This window comes from Promicromonospora sp. AC04, assembly GCF_003058225.1.
Lineage (GTDB): Bacteria > Actinomycetota > Actinomycetes > Actinomycetales > Cellulomonadaceae > Promicromonospora.
Genome location: NZ_QBUG01000016.1, coordinates 1 through 26,615 on the forward strand (window position 1 = coordinate 1; position 26,615 = coordinate 26,615).

General features: G+C 72.1%; 23 protein-coding genes and 1 pseudogene. 14 read left to right on the forward strand and 10 right to left on the reverse strand.

From position 1 onward, the window contains the following. On the forward strand, positions 1–786 hold a 786-nt coding region (locus tag C8K30_RS28910), incomplete at its 5' end, for an HNH endonuclease signature motif containing protein (RefSeq protein WP_146197637.1). A gap of 228 nt (positions 787–1,014) precedes the next feature. On the opposite strand, the gene C8K30_RS30850 is transcribed toward C8K30_RS28910, so the two are convergent. After that, positions 1,015–1,224 carry an EF-hand domain-containing protein gene (locus tag C8K30_RS30850; RefSeq protein WP_158281161.1) on the reverse strand — a complete coding sequence of 70 codons (210 nt, stop codon included), beginning with the start codon at positions 1,222–1,224 and terminating at the stop codon, positions 1,015–1,017. A gap of 131 nt (positions 1,225–1,355) precedes the next feature. On the opposite strand from C8K30_RS30850, the gene C8K30_RS28920 reads away from it, so the two are divergent. Further along, positions 1,356–1,949: a hypothetical protein gene (locus C8K30_RS28920; protein ID WP_108496370.1), complete on the forward strand. Its 594-nt coding sequence runs from the start codon at positions 1,356–1,358 to the stop codon at positions 1,947–1,949. A 13-nt stretch (positions 1,950–1,962) separates the two neighbouring features. Here the strand turns inward: C8K30_RS28920 and C8K30_RS28925 are convergent, their stop codons facing one another. Continuing rightward, positions 1,963–2,589 carry an antibiotic biosynthesis monooxygenase gene (locus tag C8K30_RS28925; protein WP_108496371.1) on the reverse strand — a complete coding sequence of 209 codons (627 nt, stop codon included), beginning with the start codon at positions 2,587–2,589 and terminating at the stop codon, positions 1,963–1,965. A gap of 113 nt (positions 2,590–2,702) precedes the next feature. After that, entirely contained in the window at positions 2,703–3,671 is a 969-nt protein-coding gene (locus C8K30_RS28930; protein ID WP_369941648.1) for a S1C family serine protease, read from the reverse strand. Positions 3,672–3,812: 141 nt separating this feature from the next. Here C8K30_RS28930 and C8K30_RS28935 point away from each other — a divergent pair, with 141 nt between their 5' ends. Next, positions 3,813–5,138, forward strand: coding sequence for an FAD-binding oxidoreductase (locus tag C8K30_RS28935; RefSeq protein ID WP_108496372.1), 1,326 nt, complete (start codon positions 3,813–3,815; stop codon positions 5,136–5,138). A 211-nt stretch (positions 5,139–5,349) separates the two neighbouring features. Then, entirely contained in the window at positions 5,350–6,612 is a 1,263-nt protein-coding gene (locus C8K30_RS28940; protein WP_108496373.1) for an alpha-hydroxy acid oxidase, read from the forward strand. A 118-nt stretch (positions 6,613–6,730) separates the two neighbouring features. Here the strand turns inward: C8K30_RS28940 and C8K30_RS28945 are convergent, their stop codons facing one another. The 4 genes from C8K30_RS28945 to C8K30_RS28960 form a co-directional block, all read right to left on the reverse strand. Further along, entirely contained in the window at positions 6,731–8,395 is a 1,665-nt protein-coding gene (locus C8K30_RS28945; protein ID WP_108496374.1) for a thiamine pyrophosphate-binding protein, read from the reverse strand. 177 nt (positions 8,396–8,572) lie between these two features. Then, positions 8,573–10,036: an NAD-dependent succinate-semialdehyde dehydrogenase gene (locus C8K30_RS28950; RefSeq protein WP_108496375.1), complete on the reverse strand. Its 1,464-nt coding sequence runs from the start codon at positions 10,034–10,036 to the stop codon at positions 8,573–8,575. Further along, positions 10,033–12,009: an FAD-binding monooxygenase gene (locus tag C8K30_RS28955; RefSeq protein ID WP_108496376.1), complete on the reverse strand. Its 1,977-nt coding sequence runs from the start codon at positions 12,007–12,009 to the stop codon at positions 10,033–10,035. Before C8K30_RS28955 ends, C8K30_RS28950 begins: the two co-directional genes overlap by 4 nt. A 45-nt stretch (positions 12,010–12,054) precedes the next feature. Next, entirely contained in the window at positions 12,055–13,434 is a 1,380-nt protein-coding gene (locus C8K30_RS28960; RefSeq protein WP_108496377.1) for an MFS transporter, read from the reverse strand. A 196-nt stretch (positions 13,435–13,630) separates the two neighbouring features. Between C8K30_RS28960 and C8K30_RS28965 the strand changes: the two genes are divergently transcribed. From C8K30_RS28965 to C8K30_RS28990, 6 genes are read left to right on the forward strand one after another with little or no spacing between them, the layout of a single operon-like run. Beyond that, positions 13,631–15,175: a fumarylacetoacetate hydrolase family protein gene (locus tag C8K30_RS28965; protein WP_108496378.1), complete on the forward strand. Its 1,545-nt coding sequence runs from the start codon at positions 13,631–13,633 to the stop codon at positions 15,173–15,175. Continuing rightward, complete coding sequence (locus tag C8K30_RS28970) at positions 15,172–15,939, forward strand: GntR family transcriptional regulator (protein WP_108496379.1); 768 nt, start codon at positions 15,172–15,174, stop codon at positions 15,937–15,939. The genes C8K30_RS28965 and C8K30_RS28970 overlap by 4 nt, the downstream gene beginning before the upstream one ends. Further along, a complete protein-coding gene (gene hpaE / locus C8K30_RS28975) occupies positions 15,936–17,444 on the forward strand; it encodes a 5-carboxymethyl-2-hydroxymuconate semialdehyde dehydrogenase (protein ID WP_108496380.1) in 1,509 nt (502 codons plus the stop codon). The genes C8K30_RS28970 and hpaE overlap by 4 nt, the downstream gene beginning before the upstream one ends. Positions 17,445–17,446: 2 nt before the next feature. Beyond that, the gene (gene hpaD / locus C8K30_RS28980; RefSeq protein ID WP_108496381.1) at positions 17,447–18,562 is read left to right on the forward strand and encodes a 3,4-dihydroxyphenylacetate 2,3-dioxygenase; all 1,116 of its coding nucleotides are present in this window, start codon (positions 17,447–17,449) and stop codon (positions 18,560–18,562) included. Positions 18,563–18,585: 23 nt separating this feature from the next. Next, positions 18,586–19,371 (forward strand): 2-oxo-hept-4-ene-1,7-dioate hydratase, encoded by a 786-nt coding sequence (gene hpaH, locus C8K30_RS28985; RefSeq protein WP_108496382.1) that lies wholly within the window; start codon positions 18,586–18,588, stop codon positions 19,369–19,371. Next, a complete protein-coding gene (locus C8K30_RS28990; RefSeq protein WP_199230753.1) occupies positions 19,356–20,153 on the forward strand; it encodes an aldolase/citrate lyase family protein in 798 nt (265 codons plus the stop codon). Before hpaH ends, C8K30_RS28990 begins: the two co-directional genes overlap by 16 nt. A gap of 119 nt (positions 20,154–20,272) precedes the next feature. Here the strand turns inward: C8K30_RS28990 and C8K30_RS28995 are convergent, their stop codons facing one another. Together C8K30_RS28995 and C8K30_RS29000 are read right to left on the reverse strand one after the other, a co-directional pair. Further along, the gene (locus C8K30_RS28995; protein WP_108496383.1) at positions 20,273–21,694 is read right to left on the reverse strand and encodes a ricin-type beta-trefoil lectin domain protein; all 1,422 of its coding nucleotides are present in this window, start codon (positions 21,692–21,694) and stop codon (positions 20,273–20,275) included. Positions 21,695–21,872: 178 nt separating this feature from the next. Further along, positions 21,873–22,307: a nuclear transport factor 2 family protein gene (locus C8K30_RS29000; protein WP_108496384.1), complete on the reverse strand. Its 435-nt coding sequence runs from the start codon at positions 22,305–22,307 to the stop codon at positions 21,873–21,875. Positions 22,308–22,495: 188 nt separating this feature from the next. On the opposite strand from C8K30_RS29000, the gene C8K30_RS29005 reads away from it, so the two are divergent. The 3 genes and pseudogenes from C8K30_RS29005 to C8K30_RS31525 form a co-directional block, all read left to right on the forward strand. After that, entirely contained in the window at positions 22,496–23,512 is a 1,017-nt protein-coding gene (locus tag C8K30_RS29005) for an NAD-dependent epimerase/dehydratase family protein (protein WP_108496385.1), read from the forward strand. A 30-nt stretch (positions 23,513–23,542) separates the two neighbouring features. Beyond that, positions 23,543–24,190: a TetR/AcrR family transcriptional regulator gene (locus C8K30_RS29010; RefSeq protein ID WP_108496386.1), complete on the forward strand. Its 648-nt coding sequence runs from the start codon at positions 23,543–23,545 to the stop codon at positions 24,188–24,190. A 25-nt stretch (positions 24,191–24,215) separates the two neighbouring features. Then, positions 24,216–24,329 (forward strand): annotated as a pseudogene (locus C8K30_RS31525) (2-dehydro-3-deoxyglucarate aldolase); the annotation flags it as partial. Between the two features lie 11 nt (positions 24,330–24,340). On the opposite strand, the gene C8K30_RS29020 reads toward C8K30_RS31525, so the two are convergent. After that, positions 24,341–25,453: an epoxide hydrolase family protein gene (locus C8K30_RS29020; protein ID WP_108496387.1), complete on the reverse strand. Its 1,113-nt coding sequence runs from the start codon at positions 25,451–25,453 to the stop codon at positions 24,341–24,343. 62 nt (positions 25,454–25,515) lie between these two features. Here C8K30_RS29020 and C8K30_RS31080 point away from each other — a divergent pair, with 62 nt between their 5' ends. Next, positions 25,516–26,469, forward strand: a complete 954-nt coding sequence (locus tag C8K30_RS31080; protein ID WP_199230754.1) for a YafY family protein — start codon at positions 25,516–25,518, stop codon at positions 26,467–26,469. Positions 26,470–26,615 lie beyond the last annotated feature (146 nt).

The following is a 26,615-nucleotide window of genomic DNA, read 5'->3' on the forward strand; positions in this document are numbered from 1 at the left end:
CCCCACCTGAACGTGACCGTGTCGTGGTCGGAGCTGGTCACCCAGACCACCCGCACCCGCGACGGCCTGTGCCTGACCTGCGGACACACCACCCCCGCACACGGCACCCGGACAAGCACCCCAGGCACGGCGGGCACGGCGGGCACGGCGAGCACCCCGAGCGGAGGTCTCGCGGGCACCGCAGACGTGAGCGACCCCGGCACGGCCGGCGGGAGCGCAGCGGGTACGGCCGGCGGAAGCGCGGCGGGCGCGACGGGCACGGTAGGCGGAAGCGCGGCAGGCGCGGTGGTGTCCGGGCTGCTGACCTCGGGTAGCCCGGTGTTCACCGAGACCGGTGGTCGTGCACCACGAGCCCTGCTGCGCCGCCTCGCGTGCGACAGTGCGATCACGAGGGTCGTGTTCGGGCCCGACGGCGCCGTGCTGGATGTGGGGCGCGCGCAGCGGACCGTGACCGGGCAGATGCGGCGCGCCGTCATCGCCCGCGATGAGCATTGCGTGTATCCCGGATGTGATCAGCCGCCGTCACGGTGCGAGGTCCACCACGCCGTCAGGCACTGGGCCGACGGTGGTGATACGTCCGTCGCGAACAGTGCGTTGTTGTGCTGGTTCCATCACCAGCTGGTGGACGCGCGTGGCATCGCCATGCACTGGACCGGCAAGCCCACCACCAGCACCGTCGGGGCGCTGGTGGAGACCGGGTGGGCCTTCACCGACGCCCGCGGCCACCACATCCGACTACCCCAAGCCATCGACACCCCACCACCGACCGACGCCGAAGCCGCCTAACCCGCCGGGCCGGCGGCCCCGCGGCCTGACCAGCAGACCCGACCGGCAGACCTGACCACCAGGCCGGTGGACCAGGCAAGCCCAGCAGGCCCGGTCACCTGCCGAGCCGAGCCCGGCGAAGACCAAGAAGCACACCCGGTCCGCCTTGGCAGACCGGGCGTTACGGAGACCGCGCGGCCTAGGTGTCGCGGGCGAGGCGTGTCCGGGCGCCCGCGCGTGCAGGGCGCCTCAGGCGTCCCACGCCTCCGTGAACTCGGTGAGGTCGATCCGGCCGTCCTGGTCGTGGTCGGCCTTGCCGAAGATTTCGTCGAGGTCCTTGTCGGTGACCTCCTCGCCGCGGGTGCCCATGGCCTGGCGGAACTCGTCGGCGGTGATGCGACCGTCGGCGTCGCCGTCGAACTCGACGAAGGTCCGGGTCAGCTCGTCGTCGGCAGTCATGGGCAATACCTCCGCAATGTCAGGAACAAGTCGGGGAGTATGCAACCACAGATCGGTCCGTTCGGCCCGGATTGTGGCGTAGGTCCGATACGGTGCGGCGTGCAACCCGTCGACGTCCGGAGGGCCAGACCATGAGGCTGTACGCGGCCGCACCGGCACGATGTGCCCGCCAGGTGCTCGGCGACCTGATGTTGCTCGCCTGGATCGCGGGCTGGGCATGGGTGGGCCGTCAGGTCCACGAGTCGACGCTGGAGCTTGCCGGGCCCGGCCGGGCGACGGCGTCGGCGGCCGACGACATGGCGGGCCGATTCCACGACGTCGAGGGCCGGATCGGCGGGCTTCCGGGCGTGGGGGACGACCTCGCCGCGCCCTTCAGCGGCGCGGCGGAGGCGGCGGAGAGCCTCGCCGCCGCGGGTCGTTCCCAGGTCGAGACGGTCGAGGACGTCGCGCTGCTGGCCGGGATCGCGGTGTTCCTGATCCCGGTTCTGCTGGTCGCCGTGCTCTACGTGCCGCTACGGATCAGGTTCGTGCGGCGCGCGTATGCCGCACGGCACCTCGCCGGGTCGGATCCGGCGCTGCTGGCTCTGCGCGCCCTTGCGAACCAGCCGCTGCGGGCCCTGACCCGGATCTCCGACGACCCGGTGGGTGCGTGGCGGGACGGCGACCCCGCCGTCGTGCGCAGGCTGGCGGACCTGGAGCTGCGGGACCTCGGCCTGCGACGGTGACGGTGACGGTGGGTCAGGCCATCTCGGGAACGTGCAGGTGCGCGAACGCGATCTCCATCTCCTCGACGTCGTCGACGGTAGCGCCGAGCTCGCGGACGATTCGCTCGCGGATGCCGGCGGTGGCCTCACGGCTGGCCTCGACGGCTGCGCGGCTGTCGAAGGCGGCCGTGCCGACGACCCGACCGGCCTCGCGGTCGATCATCAGGCTGGCGCTGCAGAATCCGTCGAACTCCTGGATCTGCGGCAGGATGACCATCCGGTAGATGTCTATGGCCCGGTCGACCATGCCCGGGTCACCGCTGAGCCAGGTGAGGCGGGCGCAGGCGCCGTCGGGCGCGGCGTGATCGCGGTGGACGACGGCGACCTCCCACTGGTGGACCTTGCTGCCGCCGGTGGCGCCCAGGGCTCGCTCGGCGCGGTCGCGCAGCGGCCGCACGAGGTCCGCGCTCGCCTGCATGGCGTCCTCGGTCTGCCACGACGTCGTGGCGACGCAGCGCGCGGTCTCCCGGTCGACCAGCAGCGACATCCCGACACAGCCGTCCATCTCGCTGACTGCCGGGAAGACCTCCTCACGAATGGCCCGCAACCCGTCGCCGATCCTGGTGGGATCTCCTCGGACCTCGGTGGTACGCACGTACATGACGGACTCCCTAGTGCTCGGGGCAGCGTCCGGACGGCGCTGCCGTCCCTACCCACACTCCGCCGCCGGGTGACCCTGGTCAAGTCGAGCGGCGCCCGGCTGTTCCGGGACGCTCAGGCGAGCTCGCGGGGATACGCGATGACGTCGACGAGCGCGCCGTGCCGCCACACGGTGACCTCGATGCGGCGTCCGATCGCGCCCTCGACCAGAGCCTTCTGCACCGCGGTCACGGTGACCACCGGCTCGCCGTCGAGCTCGACCACGATGTCGCCGCGGAGCAGGCCGGCGTCCGCCGCGGGGCTGCCGGGCGTCACGTCCGCGACCTGCAGGCCCGTCGGTGTGCCCAGACGCGTGGCGAGGCGAGGCGGCAGAGGCGCCTGCGCCCCGGCGATGCCGAGCCACGCGCGACGGACGCGGCCCGAGGTCATCAGGGTCGTCACGATCTCGCGCGTGGTCGCGTTGATCGGCACTGCGAGGCCGACGCCGATGCCCGCCACCGCCGTGTTCACGCCGACCATCCGCCCGGTGCTGTCGGCGAGCACGCCCCCGCTGTTGCCGGGATTGAGGGCGGCGTCGGTCTGGATGACCTCGTCGACCACTCGACCGTTGCCCGTGGGTAGTGAGCGGCCCAGCGCCGAGACGATGCCCGCCGTGACGCTTCCGGCGAGCCCGAGCGGGTTGCCCAGCGCCACGACGAGCTGGCCGACGCGCAGCCGCGCGGCGTCCCCGAGCGGCACCGGTGCGGGCACGTCGGACCGGGCGTGCAGCACGGCGAGGTCCGACAGCGGGTCGCGGCCCACGACGTCGGCCCGCATGCGGGTCCCGTCGGCGAACGCGGCGTCCGCCGTCTCGGCGCCCGCGACGACGTGCGCGGAGGTGAGCAGGAATCCGTCGCTCGTGATGACGCTCGCGCTGCCCGCGCCCTGCCCCCTGCGGGTCGTGATGGTCAGGCTCGCGACGCTGGGCAGCACGGCATCGGCGACCGCGACGACGGCGCGCGAGTACGCGTCGAGCGCTTCGGCGTCGGTGTCGTCGGGGCGCAACGGCTCGGTTCCGTCGTCCGGTGGGGTGTCGAGGGCCACACCAGTGGAGCGTTCAGGGCGCCCGCGTTGTGCCCGTGTTCGCCGACGGCGGAGGCCCTGCGATGAGTTCGGCGACGACGGGCGGTCTCTCCTGTGCCAGGGCCGGGTGCGACCGGACCCCTTATGAGGAGGAACGAGAGCATGGACACGACCGACGCTTCCGCGGTGTCAGGGCTCGATCTCCGCTATCCGGGCGACGCCGGTTTCGACGAGGCGCGCACGGTGTGGAACGCGATGGTGGACCACCGGCCGGCCCTGGTCGTCCGGTGCCGAGAGGCCGGCGACGTCGTGGCGGCGCTGGCGCTGGCGCGACGGGAGGGCCTGGAGATCGGTGTCCGGTGCGGCGGCCACAGCGTCGTCGGGCACGGCGTTCCCGACGGCGGGCTGATGATCGACCTCACCCCGATGGGTGCGGTCCGGGTCGATCCGGAGCGCAAGCGGGCGTGGGCGCAGGGCGGCGCGCTGCTCGGGGCGCTCGACAGGGCTACGCAGCCGCACGGCCTGGCCACGACGGCCGGCAACGTGTCGCACACCGGCGTGGGCGGGCTCACCCTGGGCGGCGGGATGGGCTGGCTGGCCCGCCAGTACGGGCTGGCCTGCGACAACGTCGTCTCGTACGAGGTGGTGACCGCCGCCGGGGAGGTGGTTCGCGCCTCGGCCGACGAGCGGCCCGATCTGTACTGGGCGCTGCGCGGCGGCGGCGGGAACTTCGGCGTGGTGACCGAGTTCGAGTTCCGGCTGCACGACGTCGGGACCCGCGCGCTCAGCGTCGGGCTCGACTTTCCTGTCGGTGATGCCGCGTCCGCCGCGTTCCGGTGGCGCGACCTCAGTGCGTACGCCCCGAGGCAGGCCACGTACACCGCATCCGTGCACGACGGCGTCGCGACGCTCGGCTTCGTCTGGGTGGGCGACCCGGACGAGGGCCGGGCGCACGCCAGGGAGCTCGACGCGCTCGACGCGCTCGGCAGCCCGACGGACCGCCGGATAGAGGAGCTGTCCTACCTGGACCTCCAGACCCGGGAGGACACCACCGAGGGCCACGCCCTGCGGCGCTACTGGAAGGGCCACTACTTCCGCGAGCTGCCCGATGCCGCGCTCGAGGCGCTGCTGAGCCACGGACCTGACGTGCGTGCGGGGCTCCAGGCGTACGGCGGCGCCATCGCCGAGGTGCCGGACGACGAGACCGCGTTCAGCCAGCGCGACGTGCGGTTCGAGTACGTCGTGGCCGCGTCCTGGACCGACCCGGACGACGACGAGGACCGGATCGCCGCCGCGCGGACGAGCGCGACCCTGCTGGAACCGTTCGCCAGCGGGGTCTACGTCAACGTGCTCGGCGACGACGGCGCCGACGGCGTGCGGCGGGCCTATCCGCCGGAGAAGCTGGCCCGGCTCGCCGCGGTCAAGCGCACCTACGACCCGGACAACGTGTTCCACCTGAACCAGAACATCCCGCCCGCCGCGGCGTGACAGGCCGTGGCCCCGCCTCCGCGTGCGTGTCGGACGTTCGGGTCATTCCCGCGTCTGTCGGACGCTCAAGTCATCCTGGTGGCTTGAGCGTCTGCCACCCGCGCTGGCCTGCCTTGACGGCGAGGGCTCCACGCCTTAGCGTTTGAAACGATTCATGTTCTAGCGTGCGTGCACGCCACAGCGCGATGTCGCGCGGAGAGGGGGAGCACGCATGGTCAAGCGTCAGCTACCCAAGCCGGCCGAGCTCTTCGAGCTCATGCGGTTCAAGAAGCCCGAGCTGGATGCCCGCAAGCGGCGTCTCGACGCGGCCCTGACCATCGAGGACCTGCGGGACATCGCCCGGCGTCGTACCCCGCGAGCGGTGTTCGACTACACCGAGGGCGCGGCGGAGGGGGAGATCTCGCTCGCCCGAGCGCGCCAGGCGTTCCAGGACATCGAGCTGCACCCCTCGATCCTGCGGGACGTGTCAAAGGTCGACACGTCGACGACCGTGCTCGGCGGGTCCTCCGCGATGCCGTTCGGCATCGCGCCGACGGGCTTCACGAGGCTCATGCAGACCGAGGGTGAGACCGCCGGCGCCGGCGCCGCGGGCGCCGCCGGCATCCCGTTCACGCTGTCCACCCTCGGCACCACGTCCATCGAGGGCGTGAAGGCGGCCAACCCCGGGGGGCGCAACTGGTTCCAGCTGTACGTGATGCGCGAGCGCGAGGTGTCCTACGGGCTGGTGGAACGCGCGGCCGCGGCCGGGTTCGACAGCCTGTTCTTCACCGTCGACACGCCCGTGGCGGGTGCGCGCCTGCGGGACAGGCGCAACGGGTTCTCCATCCCGCCGCAGCTGACGCTCTCCACCGTCCTGGACGCGATCCCCAGGCCGTGGTGGTGGTACGACTTCCTGACCACGCCGAAGCTCGAGTTCGCCTCCCTCACCTCCACCGGCGGCACGGTGGGTGAGCTGATCGACTCGGCGATGGACCCGTCGATCAGCTTCGCCGACCTCGACGTGATCCGCGGGATGTGGCCCGGCAAGATCGTCGTCAAGGGCGTCCAGAACGTCGAGGACTCCAAGAAGCTCGCCGACCTGGGCGTCGACGGCATCGTGCTGTCCAACCACGGCGGACGGCAGCTGGACCGGGCGCCCGTCCCGTTCCGCCTGCTGCCCGACGTCGTGCGCGAGGTCGGCGACGACCTCGAGGTCATGATCGACACCGGCATCATGAACGGCGCCGACATCGTCGCCTCCGTCGCCCTCGGGGCCCGCTTCACGCTCGTCGGCCGCGCCTACCTGTACGGGCTCATGGCCGGCGGACGTGCCGGGGTCGACCGGACCATCGCCATCCTGTCCGAGCAGGTGGTGCGCACCATGAAGCTGCTCGAGGTCGCCTCCCTCGACGAGCTCGGCCCGCAGCACGTCACCCAGCTGCAGAGGCTTCAGCCCGTCCCGCCGAGCCCAAGGAGCGTCGTCAGGGACGCGTGACGACAGCGCCTGAGGTGCCGTGCGTCGCGCCGGCGCCTCAGGCCGACCTTGCCCCGTACACCACGAGACCCCGCGTGCGCGCCCTGTCCACCTCCGTGAAACCTGCGCGCCAGAGGAATCAGCGAGCGCGGCTCGCCCGCAGGATCTCCTCCTGGTACGGGGCGACGACCGACGCCGAGATGCGGCAGTCGAGCAGCAGGAACCGGCGGTCGACGACGGGCTCGGCGGCCCACGCCGCCACGCGGTCCAGGTCGTCGAGCGAGCGCACGACGACGCCCTCCGCGCCGACCGCCGTGGCGAGGGCCCCGAAGTCGGTCTCGGGGATCAGCATCGGCTCCTTGGTAATGCCCTGCCGTCCGTACACGTGCACCTCGGCGCCGTAGGCGGCGTCGTTCCAGACGACGGCGATGCCGCGGCCCCCGGCGGTGCGGACGGCGGTCTCGAGGTCGGCCAGCGCCATGAGCCCGCCGCCGTCGCCGGTGGTGAGCACCACGGCGTCGTCCGGGCGGGCCGCGGCGGCGCCGGCGACGCTGGGGAGGCCGAGCCCGATGGACTGGTACGCGGTGCCGACCATGACCATGCGGTCGGGGGAGGCGACGGGCCAGTACATGTTCGCCCAGCCGATGAAGTGCCCGCCGTCGGAGACGACGACGCGGTCGGCGGGCAGCAGGTCGGCGAGGCGGTGCGCGACGGTGCGCGGGTCGAGGCGCCCGTCGGGCGCGATCCCGTCCGCCGGGCCGGTCTCGTAGGTGCGGGCCGCGGCGACGTCGACCGTCTCGCGCCACCCGGACGGCTTCGCCCGCAGGGTGTGCAGCTCGTCCATCAGGGCGCGCGCCACGAGCGCGGCGTCGCCCCGGATGAAGCCGCCGACGTGCCGGTGCGTCGCGGCGGGCGCGATGTCGACCTGGACCACGCGCGTCCCGGGCGCGAACAGCTCGCCGAACCGCATCGTGAACTGGTTGAGCGAGGCGCCCAGCACGACAGCGACGTCCGCCTCGCGCACGAGCGCCATAGCTCCCTCGGCGCCGAAGCCGCCGGCGACGCCGAGGTCGTACCGGCCGTCGGGGAAGATGCCGCAGCCGAGCGCCGTCGTAGCGGTGAGTGCCCCCGTCGCTTCGGCGAGCTCGCCGAGCACGTCGCCCGCGCCGGCGAGCCAGGCGCCGCGACCCGCGAGCAGGAGCGGCCGCTCGGCGTCGGCGAGGTGGCGGGCGAGGTCGGTGATGGCGGCCGCGTCGAACGGGCCGGCCGGGGCCATCGGGCTGGGCAGCACGGGCTGCGGGGCGTCCGGGATCGGCCCGGCCTCCAGCGCGGCGACGTCGTACGGGATCGCGAGCACCACGGGCACCCGGTAGGTCAGGGAGTGCTCGATCGCGATGACGCTCGTGGCCGCGGCGTCCGCGCGGCCCACCGTGTAGGTGCGGGCGCCGACGGCGGCCGCGAGCGCTATCTGGTCCACGTCCCAGGGGCGCGGGCCCGACGTCGGCTCGTCGCCCGCCAGCAGCACCAGCGGAACCCGGGCCTGCGCGGCCTCGGCGAGCGCGGTGAGCGAGTTGGTGAAGCCGGCGCCGTAGGTGGCGGTCGCGGCGGCGATGCGGCCCGACGCGCGGAAGTGGGCGTCGGCGGCCACTACGCCACCGGCCTCGTGCCGGACGGCGGTGAACCGCGCGGTGGTCGAGCGCTCGAGGGCGTCGAGGAACCAGGCGTTGCCGTTGCCCATGACACCGAAGACGTGGTCGACGTGCTGGGCGAGGGTGTGGGCGACATGGGCGGACACGGTGGGCACGGGGCCTCCAGGGAGAACAGTGACGGATGAGTGGTGCGGTCCGTATGTGTCCCGTGCGGGCGCTGGGCCCGGTGCGCGCCCCTTTTTCGAGCGCAGGCGGTGTCGTCCGCCTTGACGCCCTGAGTATATCGCCGCGGGTATGTCGCCGTGGGTCCGCCGGCCCCGTACCGGCTGCCGTCAGGCCGGGGTCAGCGTGTACTTGGTCTGGAGGTACTCGTGGATGCCCTCGGCGCCGCCCTCGCGGCCCAGGCCGGACATCTTCCAGCCACCGAACGGCGCCGCGGCGTTGGAGACGACGCCGACGTTGAGCCCCATCATCCCGGTCTCCAGGCGCTCGATCATGCGTTGGCCGCGCGACAGGCTCTCGGTGTAGACGTACGAGACGAGCCCGTACTCCGTGTCGTTGGCCAGGGCGACCGCCTCGTCCTCGGTGTCGAACGTTGCGATGGCGAGCACCGGGCCGAAGATCTCCTCCCGCAGGATGTCGCTGCCGGGCGCGACGCCGGTCAGGACCGTCGGCTCGAAGAAGCTGCCCGCACCGTCGATGCGCGAGCCGCCGGTGGCGAGCTGAGCGCCCCGGGTCACCGCGTCGTCGACCAGCGCCTCGGCCTTCGCGACGGCCTTGTCGTCGACCAGGGGGCCGATGGTCACGCCGGGCTCGGTGCCGCGGCCGATCACGAAGCCGTTCACCGCGGCGGTGACGCGGCGGGCGAACTCGTCGGCGACGGAGGTGTGCACGATGAAGCGGTTGGCGGCGGTGCAGGCCTGCCCGATGTTGCGGAACTTGGCCGCGAGCGCGCCCTTGACCGCCTCGTCCAGGTCGGCGTCCTCGAAGACCACGAACGGGGCGTTGCCACCCAGCTCCATCGACGTGCGCAGGACGCCGGGCGCGGCCTGGGCCAGCAGCCTCTGGCCCACCGGGGTGGACCCGGTGAAGGAAAGCTTGCGCAGCCGCGGGTCGGCGATGATCGGGCCGGAGACGGCGCCCGAGCTGGACGTGGTGATCACGTTGACCACGCCGTCGGGCAGGCCGGCGTCCTGCAGCAGCCTTGCGAGGTACAGGGTGGTCAGTGGCGTCAGCGCCGCGGGCTTGACGACCACGGTGCAGCCGGCAGCCAGGGCCGGCGCGATCTTGCGCGTGGCCATGGCCAGGGGGAAGTTCCACGGGGTGATGAGAAAGCAGGGCCCGACGGGGTGCTGGCTGACGATCATGCGGCCCGTGCCCTCGGGGTTCGGCCCGTAGCGGCCGGTGACCCGTACGGCCTCCTCGGCGAACCAGCGCAGGAACTCGCCGCCGTACGTCACCTCGCCGCGTGCCTCCGCGAGCGGCTTGCCCATCTCGAGGGTCATCAGGAGGGCGAAGTCCTCGCGACGCTCCTGCAGCAGGTCGAACGCGCGCCGCAGGATCTCGCCGCGCACCCGGGCGGGTGCCGCCGCCCACTCGGCTGCCGCGGCGACCGCGGCGTCCAGCGCGGCCATGCCGTCCTCGGCGCCGGCGTCGGCGATGGTCCTGATGGTCTTGCCGGTCGCCGGGTCCTCGACGGTGAGGGTGGCACCCGACGCGGCGGGACGCCACCGGCCGCCGACGAGGAGCCCGTCGGGGACGGCGGCGAGCAGGTCGGACTCGTGGGTGCTGGTCATGCGTTCTCCTCGGTGTTCGTGCTGTCCTGCGGCAGCAGCGCCCCGGCGAAGAACTCCCTGAGCTCGTCCGTCGCGGTCAGGGGAAGGACGGCGGCCACGTACTGGTCCGGGCGGACGACGACCACCGCACCGCCGCGGTCGATGCCGCGGAGCTCGAAGATGTCGTGGGCTGGGTCGGTGGCGTACACCTTCTCGTAGTCGACCAGCCCGAACGGGCCGACCCGGGGCCGGAAGACGTCGGGCACGTCGGCGAACTCGACGGCGAAGTGGTCCTGCTGGTAGACGACCTTGACGTCGAGCACGGAGTCCGGGTCGGTCCCCGCCGGGGTGTGCCGCAGCAGCGGCGAGCCGGGCGCGGTGCCCAGCCACTGCGCCCAGTCCCGCAGCGCCGACGGCTCGCCCGGCGCGGCGGCGTCTGCGAACGCGTAGACGCGCCACCGTCCGTCGGCGCGGGCGTGGTGGCCCAGATGGGCTGGGTTGCCCTCGGCGACGCGCTCCACCGGGGCCGACTTGAACCGTTTGCCGATCGGGAAGCCCGGGGCGAGGCCCTGATGGGCCTGGTCGGCCACGATCATCGACGGCTGGTACTGCGTCATGAACCCGGCGGGGAACTCCGCCGTCTTGACGTAGAAGTCTTCGAGGTAGGTCGCGTCGGGCAGGTCCTCGGGGGGCGTGGCCATGAGGCGCGACCATTCCCGGTCGAAGTCGATGAGGTTCTGGGCGACGACCTGCCGCTCGGCCGAGTAAGTGGCCAGCAGGGTCTCCGGCGCACGGCCGGTGAGCACGTGCGCCAGCTTCCAGGCGATGTTCCAGCCGTCCTGCATCGACACGTTCATGCCCTGCCCGGCCTTCGCGCTGTGGGTGTGGCAGGCGTCGCCGGTGAGGAACACCCGGGGCGTGCGGGTGCCGGTGGCCTCGGTTTGGACGTCGTCGAACCCGTCGGTGACCCGGTGGCCCACCTCGTACACGCTGTGCCAGGGCACGTCCTTCACGTCCAGCGTGTAGGGGTGGATGATCCGGTTGGCCCGGGCGGCGATCTCCTCCAGGGGGGTGGCGCGGACGCCGCCGTCGTCGTCCGGAGGGACCTCGCCGAGGTCGACGTACCAGCGTGCAAGGAACCCGCCCTCGCGCGGGATGAGCAGGATGGACCCGCCGTCGTGCGACTGGATGGCGCACTTGGTGCGCACGTCCGGGAAGTCGGTCACGGCGAGCACGTCCATCACGCCCCAGGCGTGGTTGGCCTTGTCGCCCACGGCCTTGCGGCCGATCGCCTCCCGGACGGCGCTGTGCGCCCCGTCGCAGCCGATGACGTAGGCGGCCCGTACCGTGCGGGTGCTGCCCTTCCGGGGCCCGGCCGTGTGCCGCAGCGTGACAGTTACCGGGTAACCGCCCTGCTCGCGTGTGTCCGGGTCCGGCGTGCCCTGCCCCGGCGTGCCCTGCCCCGGCGTGCCCTGGTCCGCCACCCTGAGACCCACGACCTCAAGGCCGTAGTCCGGGGTCACCCGGGCGGGCGCCTTGGCCGCCACCTCGGCGAAGTAGTCGAGTACCCGCGCCTGGTTGACGATCAGGTGCGGGAACTCGCTGACCCCGTCCGGGTCGTCCGGCGGGACGGCGGCGCGGACGATGTTCTCCGGGTTCTCGGGGTCGGGCTTCCAGAACGCCATCTCGGTGATCCGGTAGGCCTCGGTCGTGATCCGCTCGGCGAACCCGAACGCCTGGAACGTCTCGACGCTGCGCGCCTGGATGCCGTCTGCCTGGCCCATCTCGAGGCGCCCGGCCCGCCGCTCGACGACGTGCGTGCGGATGCCCGGGAACTGCGCGAGCTGAGCGGCTGCGATCATGCCCGCCGGGCCGCTGCCGACGATGAGCACGTCGACCTCGTCCGGCAGCTCGGCGGGCCGGTCGAGGCCGTACCCCGCAGCGGGCTGCAGCCATGGGTCGCCGGTCACATAGCCGTGGTGGTGGAACTGCATCGTTCGTCCGTTCTGCTCGTGGTGCCGTCGCGGGGTGTGGGCCGCTCAGGCGTTGGCCAGGCCGTAGATCGGGCTGGTGGCCTGCAGCTCCTCGTGGTCCGGGCCGAGCGGGATACCCGTACGGTCGCGCAGGATGAGCGTCGCGGCCAGCCCGAGCACGGTCATGCCGGCGAGGTAGTGGGTCACCGAGGTCGTCGTGCCGCTGGACTGGACCAACGCCGTGGCGATGGTGGGCGCGAACGCGCCGCCGAGGATCGACCCGATCGCATACGAGATCGAGACGCCGGAGAACCGGATCGACGCCGGGAACAGCTCGGCGTAGAACGCCGCCTGCGGACCGTAGGTCAACCCCAGGCCGACGGACAGGAGGACCAGGCCGAGCAGCAGCGACTCGAACGTTCCGCGGTTGACCAGCGGGAACAGCAAGAGCACACCCGCGAGCTGCACCACGAAGCCGATCACGTAGGTGGTGCGGCGGCCGAGGCGGTCGGACACGGCCCCCGCCGTCCACGTCGAGGCGAGCCAGACGACGGCGGAGACCGTCACCGCCCACAGCACCGGCCCCTGGCCGAGCCCGACGGGACCCGCCGGGTCGGACGCGTAGCGCTGGATGTAGCCGCCTGTGGTCATGTAGCCCACGGCGTTGTTGCCGGCGAAGACGAGCGCGGCGACCAGCACCAGCGGCGTGTGCTTGCGGAAGAGCTGCAGCAGCGGCTGGCGGGTGGTCTCCGCGCGCTGGGCGATCTCCACGAACACGGGGCTCTCCTCGACGCTGCGGCGCACCCAGTACCCGATGCCGATGAGCACGACGCTCAGCAGGAACGGGACGCGCCAGCCCCAGGCGAGGAACGCGTCGCCGGGCGCGACGGCGGTCATGACGGCGAGGACACCGGACGCGAGCAGCAGGCCGAGCGGGACGCCGATCTGGGGCGAGGCGCCGAAGAGCCCGCGGTGGCGCACCGGCGCGTGCTCGCAGGACATGAGCACGGCCCCGCCCCACTCGCCGCCGGCCGAGATGCCCTGGAGGATCCGCAGCAGCACCAGCAGGATCGGAGCCGCGACGCCGATCTGGGCATACGTCGGCAGCACGCCGATGAGCGCGGTCGCCATACCCATGAGCACCAGGGTCAGGACGAGCACCACGCGCCGTCCGTACTTGTCGCCGAGGTGCCCGGCGATGAACGCGCCGAGCGGGCGGAAGAGGAAGCTGACGCCCACCGAGCCGAACGCCAGGAGAGTGCCGAGGCTCGGACCCGCGGGCTCGAAGAACAGCTGGCCGAAGACGAGGCCGGCCGCGGAGGCGTAGATGAAGAAGTCGTACCACTCGACGGTCGTGCCGACGACGGTCGCGAGGACGACGCGGCGGCGCTCGCGGGACGAGGAGGTACGGGCCGCGGTGGGCCCGTCCGGGATCGGACGTGTCATCGCATGACTCCCTTGTCATCCGGGCCTGCCGTCGTCGGAAGGCGCGTCGTGGTGGTTGGGCCGGGGGCCGGCATTGCCGTACTACCGCCGACCATATACGATCTGAGATACGAAATGCCAGAGGTCGTGGAGGACTGACGAAACGACGAGCAGCACGACTGGCAGAACGACTGACGGTCGACGGGCAAGGGAGCTCATGGGTACTGAGGCGCACGGGAACGGTCCGCTCGCGGAACGGCCGGGGAAGATCGTCGCGGTCCACATCGCGTACGTCTCGCGCGCCGACCAGCGCGGACGACGGCCCGCCGCGCCGTCATACTTCCTCAAGCCGGCCAGCTCGCTCGCCGCCTCCGGGGACGTGGTCGAGCGGCCGGCCGGCACGGAGCTGCTCGCCTTCGAGGGGGAGATCGCGCTGGTCATCGGCGAGCCGGCCCGGCACGTGCCGGTCGAGGAGGCCTGGGGCCACGTCGCCGCCGTGACCGCCGGGAACGACCTCGGCGTGTACGACCTGCGGTGGGCCGACAAGGGCTCGAACGTGCGCTCCAAGGGCCGCGACGGCTACACGCCGCTCGGCCCCGCGCTCATCGACGCCCGCACGGTCGACCCGGCCGCGCTGCGGGTACGCACCTGGGTCAACGGCAAGCTCGTGCAGGAGGACACCACCGACGAGGACGCGCTGCTGTTCCCGTTCGCGCAGATCGTGGCAGACCTGTCCCAGCACCTGACGCTGGAGCGGGGCGACGTCGTCCTCACGGGCACGCCCGCCGGTTCGAGCGTCGTCGGGCCGGGCGACGTCGTCGAGGTCGAGGTGGATGCCCCGACGGCGCCCGGCGCGCCGACGTCGGGCCGCCTGGTGACCACCGTGGTCCAGGGCGAGGTGCCGTTCGGCGACGTCGGCGCGGGACCGAAGATCGACGACACGCAGCGGGCCGAGGCGTGGGGCAGCCGCGAGGCCGCGGGCCTCGCGCCCGAGCCGGAGCCGTTCGTGCTCACCGAGGCGCTCGCCGACAAGCTGCGGCGCGCGCCGGTCGCCGGGCTCTCCGCCCAGCTGCGCAAGCGCGGGCTGAACAACGTGATCATCGAGGGCGTGCGGCCGAACACGCCCGGCGCGACGATCGTCGGCCGCGCGCGGACGCTGCGCTTCGTGCCGAACCGCGAGGACCTGTTCGCCGCGCACGGCGGCGGCTACAACGCGCAGAAGCGCGCGTTCGACGCCGTCGGCGCAGGCGAGGTCATCGTCATCGAGGCGCGCGGCGAGACCGGCTCGGCGACCCTCGGCGACGTCCTCGCGCTGCGCGCCAAGGTGCGCGGGGCCGCGGGCGTCGTCACCGACGGCGGCGTGCGCGACTTCGGCGCCGTGGCCGCCACCGGGCTGGCCGTCTTCTCGAAGGGCCCGCACCCCGCGGTGCTCGGCCGCCGGCACGTGCCGTGGGACACCGGCACGGCCGTGGCCTGCGGCGGGGCGACGGTGCTGCCGGGCGACGTCGTCGTGGGCGACGCGGACGGCGTCGTCGTCATCCCGCCGCACCTGGCCGAGGAGGTCGCCGACGCGACCCTCGCCCAGGAGGACGAGGACGCCTGGGTCGCCGAGCAGGTCGCCGCCGGCCATCCGGTCGACGGGCTGTTCCCCCCGAACGCCGAGTGGCGGGCGCGCTACGAGTCGTGGAGGTCCCGGGCACAGGAGTCCCAGGCGCAGGAGTCCCGGGCGCAGAAGCTCCAGGAACAGCGGGAGTCGCGATGACAAGCGGAGACGTGACGACGTCGGCCGTCGAGGTAGCGTTCGCCGGCGCACTCAGCAAGTCCCAGCTCGCCTACGACCACCTGCACGACCGCATCGCGCGCCGCGACCTCAGCCCGGGCTACCGCCTCGTGCTGCAGAGCATCGCCGACGAGCTCGCGATGAGCGTCGTGCCCGTACGCGAGGCGATCCGGCGGCTGGAGGCCGAGGGCCTGGTGACCTACGAGCGCAACGTCGGCGCCCGGGTCGCGATGATCGACGAGCACGGGTACGTCGACGCCATGCAGGCCCTCGGTGTCGTCGAGGGAGCGGCCACCGGCCTCTCGGCACCCGGCATCTCCGCCCGGGACCTCGAGCGGGCGTCCGAGGTGAACGACCGGCTGCGCGCCCTGCTCGACCACTTCGACCCGCACGCGTTCACGGCGCTGAACCGGCAGTTCCACTCGGTGCTGTTCGAGTCGTGCCCCAACCAGCTGCTGCTCGACATGGTCCACCGCGGCTGGGCCCAGCTGTCCGGGCTGCGCGACTCCACCTTTGCCTTCGTGCCCGGCCGGGCCCACGACTCCGTGGCCGAGCACGTCCACATCCTCGACCTGATCGCACGCGGGGCCGACCCGCTCGAGATCGAGATCGCCGCGCGCAACCACCGCTGGGCGACGATGCAGGCCTTCCTGGACTCCCGCGCCGACGCTCGCACCCCCGCTCGCACTGACCCTCGCACCGACGGCGCCGCGCCCCACCAGACCCGACACCGGGAGACACGATGACCGACCAGCCGACCCGCCACGTGCCAGCCGGCTTGCCCGGCCGCATCCAGCACTACATCGGCGGCAAGTTCGTCGACTCGGCCGACGGCGGCACGTTCGACGTGCTCGACCCGGTGACCAACGAGGTCTACGTGCGGGCGGCGGCCGGAAAGGCGGCAGACGTCGACCACGCCGTGGCCGCGGCGCGCGACGCGTTCGTGAACGGTCCCTGGCCCAGGATGCTGCCGCGCGAGCGCTCGCGGATCCTGCACCGCATCGCGGACATCGTCGAGTCCCGCGACGCGCGGCTGGCCGAGCTGGAGAGCTTCGACTCCGGCCTGCCCATCACGCAGGCGCTGGGCCAGGCGCGCCGGGCGGCGGAGAACTTCCGGTTCTTCGCCGACCTGGTAGTGGCCCAGTCGGACGACGCGTTCAAGGTGCCCGGCCGCCAGCTCAACTACGTCAACCGCAAGCCGATCGGCGTCGCCGGCCTCATCACGCCGTGGAACACGCCGTTCATGCTGGAGTCGTGGAAGCTCGGCCCGGCGCTGGCGACGGGCAACACCGTGGTGCTCAAGCCCGCCGAGTTCACGCCGCTCTCGGCGTCGCTGTGGGCCGGCATCTTCGAGGAGGCAGGGCTGCCTGAGGGTGTGTTCAACCTGGTCAACGGCCTCGGCGAAGAGGCGGGGGACGCGCTGGTCAAGCATCCGGACGTCCCGCTGGTCTCGTTCACGGGGGAGAGCCGCACCGGGCAGCTCATCTTCGCCAACGCCGCCCCGTACCTCAAGGGCCTGTCGATGGAGCTGGGCGGCAAGTCCCCGGCGATAGTCTTCGCCGACGCCGACCTGGACGCCGCGATCGACGCGACGATCTTCGGCGTCTTCTCCCTGAACGGCGAGCGCTGCACCGCCGGCAGCCGGATCCTCGTCGAGCGCCCGGTCTACGACGAGTTCGTCGAGCGGTACGCCGAGCAGGCGAAGCGGGTGGTCGTGGGCGACCCGCAGGACCCGAGGACCGAGGTCGGCGCGCTCGTGCACCCCGAGCACTACGCGAAGGTCGTCTCCTACATCGAGATCGGCAGGACGGAGGGCCGGCTCGTGGCGGGCGGCGGGCGCCCGGAGGGCTTCCCGGAAGGCAACTACGTGGCGCCGACCGTCTTCGCGGACGTGCCGCCGTCGGCCCGGATCTTCCAGGAGGAGATCTTCGGCCCGGTAGTGGCGATCACGCCGTTCGACACCGACCAGGAGGCGCTCGCCCTGGCCAACGGCGTCAGGTACGGGCTGGCCGCCTACGTGTGGACAAACGACCTCAGGCGCGCGCACAACTTCGCGCAGGCGATCGAGGCGGGCATGGTCTGGCTCAACTCGAACAACGTGCGTGACCTGCGCACGCCGTTCGGCGGGGTCAAGGCCTCCGGCCTCGGGCACGAGGGCGGCTACCGCTCGATCGACTTCTACACCGACCAGCAGGCCGTGCACATCACGCTCGGTCCGGCGCACAACCCGACGTTCGGCAAGGGAGCCTGACGATGACCGACCCGATCCCCACGCCCCTGGCACCGCCACCGGACATCCTGCGGTGCGCGTACATGGAGCTGGTCGTCACCGACCTGGCGGCCTCCCGGAACTTCTACGTCGACGTGCTGGGCCTCGTGGTCACCGAGGAGGACGACGACGTCGTCTACCTGCGCAGCCTCGAGGAGTTCATCCACCACAACCTCGTGCTGCGCAAGGGGCCGACGGCGGCCGTGGCCGCCTTCTCCTACCGCGTGCGCAGCCCCGAGGAGCTCGACCGGGCAGTCGCGTTCTACACCGAGCTGGGCTGCCGGGTGGAGCGCCGCGCGGACGGCTTCACCCGGGGGATCGGCGACTCGGTGCGGGTGACCGACCCGCTCGGCTTCCCCTACGAGTTCTTCTACGACGTCGAGCACGTCGAGCGCCTCGCGTGGCGGTACGATCTGCACACCCCCGGCGCGCTCGTGCGCCTGGACCACTTCAACCAGGTCACCCCGGACGTGCCGCGCGCCGTCAAGTACATGGAGGACCTCGGCTTCCGCGTCACCGAGGACATCCAGGACGCCGAGGGCACCACCTACGCCGCGTGGATGCGCCGCAAGCCGACCGTCCACGACACGGCGATGACCGGCGGCGACGGCCCGCGCATGCACCACGTCGCCTTCGCCACGCACGAGAAGCACAACATCATCGCGATCTGCGACAAGCTCGGCGCGCTGCGCCGGAGTGACCGCATCGAGCGCGGGCCGGGCCGGCACGGCGTGTCCAACGCCTTCTACCTGTACCTGCGCGACCCGGACGGGCACCGCGTGGAGATCTACACGCAGGACTACTACACCGGCGACCCCGACAACCCCGTCGTGACCTGGGACGTGCACGACAACCAGCGCCGCGACTGGTGGGGCAACCCGGTGGTGCCGTCCTGGTACACGGAGGCGTCGCTCGTCCTGGACCTGGACGGTCACCCGCAGCCCGTGGTCGCCCGGACGGACACCTCGGAGATGGCGGTGACCATCGGCGCGGACGGGTTCTCCTACACGCGTCCCGAGGACTCCGCGCGCGCCGAGGCCGAAGCCGACGTGCTGCCGTCGTGGAAGCAGGGCGAGTACAAGCTGGGACACCAGCTGTGACCCGTTCCTCGAAAGGAGAGCGCATGCTGGACGACGCGACGATCACCACCATCGCCGACGAGCTGGCCCGCGCCGAGGCCGAGCGCAGCATGGTGCCGCTCCTGACCGCGCGGTACCCCGGCATGACGGTCGAGGACTCCTACGCCGTGCAGAACACGTGGCGCCGCCGCGGCATCGAGGCCGGACGGCGCCCGGTGGGCCGCAAGATCGGGCTCACGTCGAAGGTCATGCAGGCCGCGACGGGCATCACCGAGCCGGACTACGGGGCGATCTTCGCCGACATGGTGTTCGAGAACGGTTCCGTCATCGAGCACCGGCGATTCTCGAACGTGCGGATCGAGGTGGAGCTGGCCTTCGTGCTGTGCGAGGGCCTCAAGGGGCCGGACGTCACGGTGTTCGACGTGCTGCGCGCCACCGAGTACGTGGTGCCCGCCCTGGAGATCCTGTCGTCGCGCATCGAGATGGCCGGGCGCACCATCGTCGACACGATCAGCGACAACGCGGCGATGGGCGGCATGGTCTACGGCGGCAACCCCGTGCGGGTCGGGGAGACCGACCTGCGCTGGGTCTCGGCTCTGCTGTACCGCAACGAGGCCATCGAGGAGTCCGGCGTCGCCGCCGCCGTCCTGGGCCACCCGGCCAACGGCGTCGCCTGGCTCGCGAACAAGCTCGCCCAGCACGACGACGCGCTGGAGCCCGGCGAGATCGTCCTGGCCGGCTCCTTCACCCGGCCCGTCTGGGTGGAGCCCGGCGACACCGTGCTGGCCGACTACCGAGAGCTGGGGACCGTCTCGTGCCGATTCGTCTGACCCTCCCGCCCACGTTCCGCGACCGCATCGCCGGGTCCGACCGGCCCCAGGTCGGCATGTGGGTGTGCAGCGGCAGCCCGGTGGTGGCGGAGCTCTGCGCCGGCGCCGGGCTGGACTGGCTGCTGATCGACGGCGAGCACTCGCCGATCGGCCTGGAGACCATGACGGCCCTGCTCCAGGCGGTCGCGCCGTACCCGGTCACCCCGGTCGTGCGGGCGCCGTCGGGCGACACCGTGCTGCTCAAGCAGATCCTCGACCTGGGCGCGCAGAACGTGCTCGTGCCCATGATCGACACGGCCGACCAGGCCCGCGCCGTCGTGCGGGCCGTGCGCTACCCGCCCCGCGGCGTGCGCGGCGTGGGCAGCGCGCTGGCGCGCGGCGCGCGCTGGAACCGCGTCGAGGGCTACATGCGGGACGCCGACCGGTATGTGTCGCTGTTCGTGCAGGTCGAGTCCGCGACCGGTGTCGAGAACGCCGCCGCCGTCGCGGCGGTCGACGGGGTCGACGGTGTGTTCGTCGGGCCGTCCGACCTGGCCGCCTCGATGGGCCTGCTCGGACAGCAGACGCATCCGGACGTGACCGCCGCGGTGCGCAAGACCTTCGAGGCCGTGCGCGCCGCGGGCAAGCCCGTCGGCGTCAACGCTTTCGACCCGTCCGTGGCCCAGGCCTACCTGGATGCCGGGGCGTCCTTCGTGCTGGTCGGGGCCGACGTCGCGCTGCTCGCCCGGGGCTCGGAGGCCCTGGCGGACCGGTGGATCGGCGACGGCGGAGCGGCGGGCTGACCGCGCGCGCCCGGGGTGAGTCGCACCGCGGTGAACCGGGCGGCGGGGACACGGCGCCGTAGCCATCACGGCGGGCGGCCACTCCGGAAGTCCGGAGCAGCCGCCCGCGTCCGGCCCCGTTACGGCGTGCGCCGCCACTGCTGGGTCGTGGCCGCCGCGTCACAGCTCGCGAGGTCGAGTCCCCAGGAGTCGGCCGGGGTCGCCAGGCACAGGGTCGGGTCGGCGACACTGCTGATCGTCGCGTCGGCGTTGAGCTCCCACTGCTGCTCGGGCGTGCCCGAGCAGTCGTCGATGATGAGCGCGCCACCGACGGTGAGCGCGCCGCTCGGCGCGGCGCACATGTCGCCGTAGACCGTGAGCTGCTTGTCCGCGGTCCAGTTGAACGACTGGTTGCCGCCCCCGTTGCAGTACCAGAGGCCGAGCGTGGTGCCGGGCGTCGTCGAGAAGCCGGGCACGTCGACGCACACGTTGTGCTGGACGCTGACGAGCGGCTCACCGGGCGGTGCGGGCGGCAGGTCGTTCAGGGCCTCGTACTTGAGCAGTCCCCAGCCCCACTGGATCTGGGCCAGCCCGGAGGCGTTGGTGACCTCGAGGTCGCCGTCGCCGACGACCTCGGTCAGCGTGTAGGCGTCGCCCGTGCGCAGGCCGGGCCAGTAGACGAGCCCCATGCCCTGCTGCCGTGCGACCTCGGTGAGCGCGCCGAGGTACGAGGTGTAGACGTCGCCCTCGTGGTTGCCGTAGTTGAGGCCCGTCGTCATCGGCGAGCCGGCCTCGCTCACGACCGTGCGCCAGCCGTACTCACCGATACGCGGCAGCAGGTTCGCCTTCCACTCCGCCTCGGTGGTGCTGTTGGCCCAGAACCCGTAGAAGTGCAGCGAGAGCAGCGTCCCCTTCAGCTCCTTGGCGGCGCCGACGCCCGTGACGTTGTCGTTGTAGCCCGTCCCCGAGATGATCACGCGACCGCGGGGCACGTCGTCGTGGTCGGCGAGCCAGCCTGCGGTCAGGTCCACCCACGAGTCGAGGGAGTAGCCGAACGGCTCGTTCATGGGCTCGAAGTACACCTTCGGGTTCCGCCCGTACTCCGCGACGACCGTGTCCCACATCGCGTCGAAGGCGGCGGGGTCGTCGACCTGGCCGTCCTTGGCGTCGTTCGCCTCCCAGTAGCTGAGGATGACCTTGAACCCGTTCTCCGTGGCGGCGTCGATGGCGCCCTGGTACGAGTCCCACCAGTCCGTGCCGACGCTCGAGGGGTTGATGGGCAGCCGCACCGTGTTGGCGCGCACCTCGTGCCGAAACTCGAGGAGGGTGTCGGTCGACTTGGCGTACGTCGTTCGGTAGTCGTCCTCCGTGCTCAGGCCGGAGGGCACCACCTCGTCGTTCGCGTAGTTGTCGCGCGGGTCCGCCCAGTTGACCCCGCGGAACTCGCTGGTGCCGGACGGCCCGACCGACGGGGCGGCGACAGCGGGGCCGGGAATCACCGCCACCGCCGCCGCGAGGAGGCCGACGGCCGCCAGGGCGCCGGTCCGGAAAGCTCGTGTCATGGGGGGACTCCGATCTGGTGGCGCGTCCTTGCGCCGCCGTCCGAGGCATCGAGGCGGCCAGTGCCGGCCCGATGCCGATGTTTACGCAAACAATCGCACGAGGATCAACGGTCGCGCAAGAACACTTCGCCCCGAGATCCTGCTCGGGCGAGTGGTGTGATGACGCGGCTGGGGTCGGTCAGGGCTCGAGGTCGACCACTCCTCTGCCGCTCCGCATGTCGAACGGCACCGACACCTGGTCGTGCGTGATCAGCCAGTTCCCGTCGACCTTGCGGAAGCAGAGGGTGACCCGGACCCACATGCCGCTCGTTGCCGCTCCGCTCTCCAGCGTGCCGCTGAGGCGACCGAAGCCGTGCCCGAATGCGACGGTCCCGTCGACGGTGAGGGTCAGGTCGCGGACCTCGTAGTGCACGTCGCGGAAGAAGGCGAACACGTTCGCCCAGTTCTTCAGCTTCGCCTCCAGCCCCACGTGCTGCAGCGGCGGCTCGACGTCGAAGGACACGACGTCCGCCGCGTATATCTGCCGAAGGCCGTCAAGATCCTTGGCGTGCAATGCTTCGGCGATCCTGTCGACCTTGCGCCGGATCTCGTCGGCCTCGTGTTGCGTGGGCATCTTTACGCTTCCCTTCCATCGGATGAAGTCCCGGACTCACAGCTGTACGACGGAGCAGGCCCGTCAAACGTGATCGCCACGACCGGGGCGACAAAACGGAGGACTGATCTCCTCTTCGTGTACGCTAACTGGAGAAGCCATCTCCGGAAAGCAATACAGAGCGAACAGAGCGAACAGGAAGAGCAGCCATGGCCGAGACAGTTCTGGTGACCGGCGGCACGGGATACGTCGCCGGCTGGTGCATCGTGACCCTCCTGGAGCGCGGCTACGACGTCCGCACCACGGTGCGGAGCCTGACGAGGGCGGACGGCGTCCGGGAGGCGGTGGCGTCAGTGGTCGACCCCGGCGGGCGGCTGAGCTTCGTGGTGGCCGACCTCACCTCGGACGACGGCTGGGCGGACGCCGTGCGGGGCGTCGACCACGTGCTGCACGTGGCGTCCCCGCTCGGCGACGAGAACCCGCGGGACGCGGACGCGCTGATCGTCCCCGCGCGGGAGGGTACGCTCCGGGTGCTCCGTGCCGCCACGGCGGGCGGGGTGCGGCGGGTCGTGATGACGTCGGCCGCGAACGCCGCCTCGCCGTCGTCGTACACGGCCGAGGGGGTGACCGACGAGACGCTGTGGACGGTCGACGACCCGTCGCTCCCCGCGTACCGGCGGTCCAAGACGCTCGCAGAGCGGGCGGCGTGGGACTTCATGGCCGGCTACGACGGCCCGACCGAGCTGACGACCGTGCTCCCGGGGGCGGTGTTCGGCCCGATCCTCAGCGCGGGAAACCTGGGTTCGGTGCGAATCGTCGCCCGCATGGTCCGGGGCGACCTGCCGGGCGCGCCGCGGATCGGTCTCGAGGTGGTCGACGTCCGCGACCTGGCCGACCTCCACGTCCGCGCCATGACGGCGCCGGACGCCGCCGGTGAGCGGTTCCTCGGCACCGGCGAGTTCGTCTGGATGCGCGACATGGCCCGGACCCTTCGTGAGGGGCTGGGCGAGGCGGGCCGGAGGGTGTCCACGCGGCAGATCCCGGACGCCGTCGTGCGGCTGACCGCCATCTGGGACCGGTCGCTGCGCTCGATCACCGTCTCGCTGGGCAGGCGTAACCGGCACACGACCGAGAAGGCCCGGCGCGTCCTGGGCTGGGTTCCCCGGCCCGCCGCTGAGACCGTCCTGGGCTGTGCGCGCAGCCTCATCGAGCACGGGGCCGTCTGAGGTGAGTGCCACGGCTGAGATCATGCGGTCATGAACGAGGAGCGCGCGCGGCCGGTCCGCAAGGACTCGGCCCGCAACCGGGCCCGGCTCGTCGACGCGGCGCGCGAGGTGTTCGCCGAGCGGGGGTTCGGCGCCACGCTCGACGACATCGCCCGGCACGCGGGCGTCGGGACGGGCACCGCCTACCGGCACTTCCCGAACAAGCAGGCGATCGCTGCGGAGGTGCTGGCCGAGGCGACGGGCGCCATCGCGCAGGACGCGCGCGACGTCCTGGAGATCGAGGACTCGTGGCTCGCGCTCGTCACGTTCTGCGAGCGCACCGCGACCCGGCAGGCCGCCGACCGCGGGCTGTACGAGACGCTGACGGGGCAGGGGAACCAGGACGAGCAGGCGAAGATCTGGCCGCGGGTCGTGGCCTCGGTGAGCGAGCTGTTCGACCGGGCTCGTGCGGCCGGCGCCATCCGCCCGGACGCGGCGGCCCAGGACATCGCGGCGATCTTCGCGATGCTCGGGCCGGCGTTCGAGATGAGCCGCGCGATTACGCCCGACCTGTGGCGGCGCTACCTCGCGCTGCTGCTCGACGGGCTGCGGCCGGCGGGACAGCCGCAGCTCCCCGTGCCGCCGCCACCGGTCGAGCAGCTGGACGCGGTCCTGTTCGCGGGCAAGCGGGGCGCCTGAGAACCACTCACCTCGGTGGGGGACCTCCATGGGCCTGCTCGGACAGCAGGCGCATCCGGACGTGACCGCCGCGGTGCGCAAGACCTTCGAGGCCGTACGCACCGCGGGCAAGCCCGTCGGCGTCAACGCCTTCGACCCGTCCGGCCGAGGTCAGCGGAGCCGGCCGAAGAAGGTGCGGATGTCGTCGATCAACAGGTCCGGCGCGTCGTGCGCGGCGAAGTGGCTGCCCGTGCCGTAGGTGTTCCAGGACACGATGTTCTTGTGGTCGCGCTCGGCGAACGCGCGGATCGACTGGAAGTCCCAGGCGAAGTTCGCCAGCCCGAGGGGCACGGTCGTGGGCTCGGTCGGCTTGTCGGTGGCGTGGAAGTCCTCCCAGTAGAAGCGGGCGGACGAAGCTGCCGTGTTGGTGAGCCAGTAGATCATCGTGTTCGTCAGCACGTAGTCGGGGTCGAGGTTCGGGCCGAGCAGCTGCGCGTTCCAGCCGAGCTGGCCCACGGGCGAGTCGGCCAGCGCGTGCGCGAGGGTCTGCGGCGCGGTGGACTGCAGCTTGTCGTACGCGCCGCCGTTCTCCAGCCACCACCCCAGGAACTCGACGTTCTTCTGGTCCTGCTCGGACAGGCCTTCCAGCTCGGCCGGGTCACCGGACGGGAACGAGAAGATCTGGGTGACGTGCACGCCGATCACGTGCTCGGGGTCGTAGCGGCCGACCTCCGGCGAGATCAGCGAGCCGCCGTCGTTGCCGTGCGCGCCGTACCGCTCGTACCCGAGGCGGCTCATCAGCTCGGCCCAGGCCTTCGCGACCCGGTACCGGCTCCAGCCTCGCTCGGTCGTGTGGCCGGAGAAGCCGAAACCGGGCACCGACGGGATCACCAGGTGGAACGCGTCGGCCGGGTCGCCGCCGTGGGCCCTCGGGTCGCTCAGCCGGTCGATCACGTCCAGGTACTCGACGATTGTCGTCGGCCAGCCGTGCGTGAGCAGCAGGGGCGTGGCGTCCGGCTCGGGCGAGCGGACGTGCAGGAAGTGCACGTTCTGCCCGTCGATCGTCGTGGTGAACTGCGGGTACCGGTTGAGCTTCGCCTCCCACGCACGCCAGTCGTACTCCTCGCGCCACCGCTGGACAAGGCTCTGCAGGTACTCCAGCGAGACGCCGTAGTCGGCGCCAGCGTCGGGCAGCTCGTTGGCCCAGCGGACCCGAGACAGGCGCTGGGTCAGGTCGTCGAGGTCGGCCTGGGGGATGTCGATTCGGAACTCGTGGATGCTCATGTGACCAACTCTGTCCGCCCATTAGGAAGACTTCGTTCCTCTTGGCCTGCGAACCTTGAGCAATGTTGGAAACCTCAGCCCGCCTCCTGCGGCTGCTCTCCCTCCTGCAGCTTCCGCGCGAGTGGACGGGCGTCGATCTCGCCGACCGTCTCGGAGTGAGCGGGCGGACCGTGCGCACTGACGTCCAGCGCCTGCGCAGCCTCGGCTACCCGGTGGTGGCCACGCGCGGGAACGTCGGCGGCTACCGTCTCGGTGCCGGCGCTGCCCTCCCGCCGCTGCTGCTCGACGACGACGAGGCCGTCGCCGTCACGGTCGGTCTCCGGACGGCGACCGGCGGCGCCGTCGCAGGGATCGAGGAGGCGTCCCTGCGGGCGCTGGCCAAGCTGGAGCAGGTGCTGCCCTCCCGGCTGCGGCGCCGGGTCAACACCCTGCAGACCTTCACGGTGCCGGTTCCCAGTGACGCGGCAGGGCCGAGCGTCGAGACCTCGGTCCTGACGACTCTGGCCGCAGTCTGCCGCGACCGGGAGCGGCTCCGGTTCGACTATGAGGACCATGCGGGCGCGGCCACCGTGCGCACCGTCGAGCCGTACCGGCTGGTCAACTGGGGCCGCCGTTGGTACCTGTTCGCTTGGGACGTCGAACGCGGCGACTGGCGGACCTTCCGCGTCGACCGGATCCGGCCTCGCGTCCCGACCGGCCCCCGGTTCACGCCGCGCGACCTGCCCGACGACGTCGCTGCGTACGTGTCGAGCCGGGTGTCCGCCGCCGCCTGGCGGTACCGCGCGCGGGTCACCGTGTCTGCCCCGGCCGAGGTCGTGGCCGATCGGATCAGCCCGGCAGTGGGGACGGTCGAACGCGTCGACGAACACACGTGCGTCCTGCACACCGGCGCCGACACGGTCGAGACCCTCGGCGCCTACCTGGGCTTGCTCGGCGAGGACTTCCACGTCGCCGGGCCGCCGGAGCTCGTCACCCACCTGCGCCGGCTCGCCGGCCGGTACGCGCGATCCACCTGATCACCGCGGGCCACCGGTCGAGCCGAGGTACGCGCGACCGGGGCTCTCACGCCGTCCGCGTGGGGTTCCGTTCGTCGTCGGATCCAGGTCGTCCCCTGTTCACCTGTCGGTCAGCGCCCGACGCTTGCATGAGCTGACTCGCTCGC

Coding starts and splice junctions, on each gene's coding strand:
- C8K30_RS30850 (WP_158281161.1), bottom strand. CDS start 1,224: ATGACTGCCGACGACGAGCTGACCCGGACCTTCGTCGAGTTCGACGGC.
- C8K30_RS28920 (WP_108496370.1), top strand. CDS start 1,356: ATGAGGCTGTACGCGGCCGCACCGGCACGATGTGCCCGCCAGGTGCTC.
- C8K30_RS28925 (WP_108496371.1), bottom strand. CDS start 2,589: ATGTACGTGCGTACCACCGAGGTCCGAGGAGATCCCACCAGGATCGGC.
- C8K30_RS28935 (WP_108496372.1), top strand. CDS start 3,813: ATGGACACGACCGACGCTTCCGCGGTGTCAGGGCTCGATCTCCGCTAT.
- C8K30_RS28940 (WP_108496373.1), top strand. CDS start 5,350: ATGGTCAAGCGTCAGCTACCCAAGCCGGCCGAGCTCTTCGAGCTCATG.
- C8K30_RS28950 (WP_108496375.1), bottom strand. CDS start 10,036: ATGACCAGCACCCACGAGTCCGACCTGCTCGCCGCCGTCCCCGACGGG.
- C8K30_RS28955 (WP_108496376.1), bottom strand. CDS start 12,009: ATGCAGTTCCACCACCACGGCTATGTGACCGGCGACCCATGGCTGCAG.
- C8K30_RS28960 (WP_108496377.1), bottom strand. CDS start 13,434: ATGACACGTCCGATCCCGGACGGGCCCACCGCGGCCCGTACCTCCTCG.
- C8K30_RS28965 (WP_108496378.1), top strand. CDS start 13,631: ATGGGTACTGAGGCGCACGGGAACGGTCCGCTCGCGGAACGGCCGGGG.
- C8K30_RS28970 (WP_108496379.1), top strand. CDS start 15,172: ATGACAAGCGGAGACGTGACGACGTCGGCCGTCGAGGTAGCGTTCGCC.
- hpaE (WP_108496380.1), top strand. CDS start 15,936: ATGACCGACCAGCCGACCCGCCACGTGCCAGCCGGCTTGCCCGGCCGC.
- hpaD (WP_108496381.1), top strand. CDS start 17,447: ATGACCGACCCGATCCCCACGCCCCTGGCACCGCCACCGGACATCCTG.
- hpaH (WP_108496382.1), top strand. CDS start 18,586: ATGCTGGACGACGCGACGATCACCACCATCGCCGACGAGCTGGCCCGC.
- C8K30_RS28995 (WP_108496383.1), bottom strand. CDS start 21,694: ATGACACGAGCTTTCCGGACCGGCGCCCTGGCGGCCGTCGGCCTCCTC.
- C8K30_RS29000 (WP_108496384.1), bottom strand. CDS start 22,307: ATGCCCACGCAACACGAGGCCGACGAGATCCGGCGCAAGGTCGACAGG.
- C8K30_RS29005 (WP_108496385.1), top strand. CDS start 22,496: ATGGCCGAGACAGTTCTGGTGACCGGCGGCACGGGATACGTCGCCGGC.
- C8K30_RS29010 (WP_108496386.1), top strand. CDS start 23,543: ATGAACGAGGAGCGCGCGCGGCCGGTCCGCAAGGACTCGGCCCGCAAC.
- C8K30_RS29020 (WP_108496387.1), bottom strand. CDS start 25,453: ATGAGCATCCACGAGTTCCGAATCGACATCCCCCAGGCCGACCTCGAC.
- C8K30_RS31080 (WP_199230754.1), top strand. CDS start 25,516: ATGTTGGAAACCTCAGCCCGCCTCCTGCGGCTGCTCTCCCTCCTGCAG.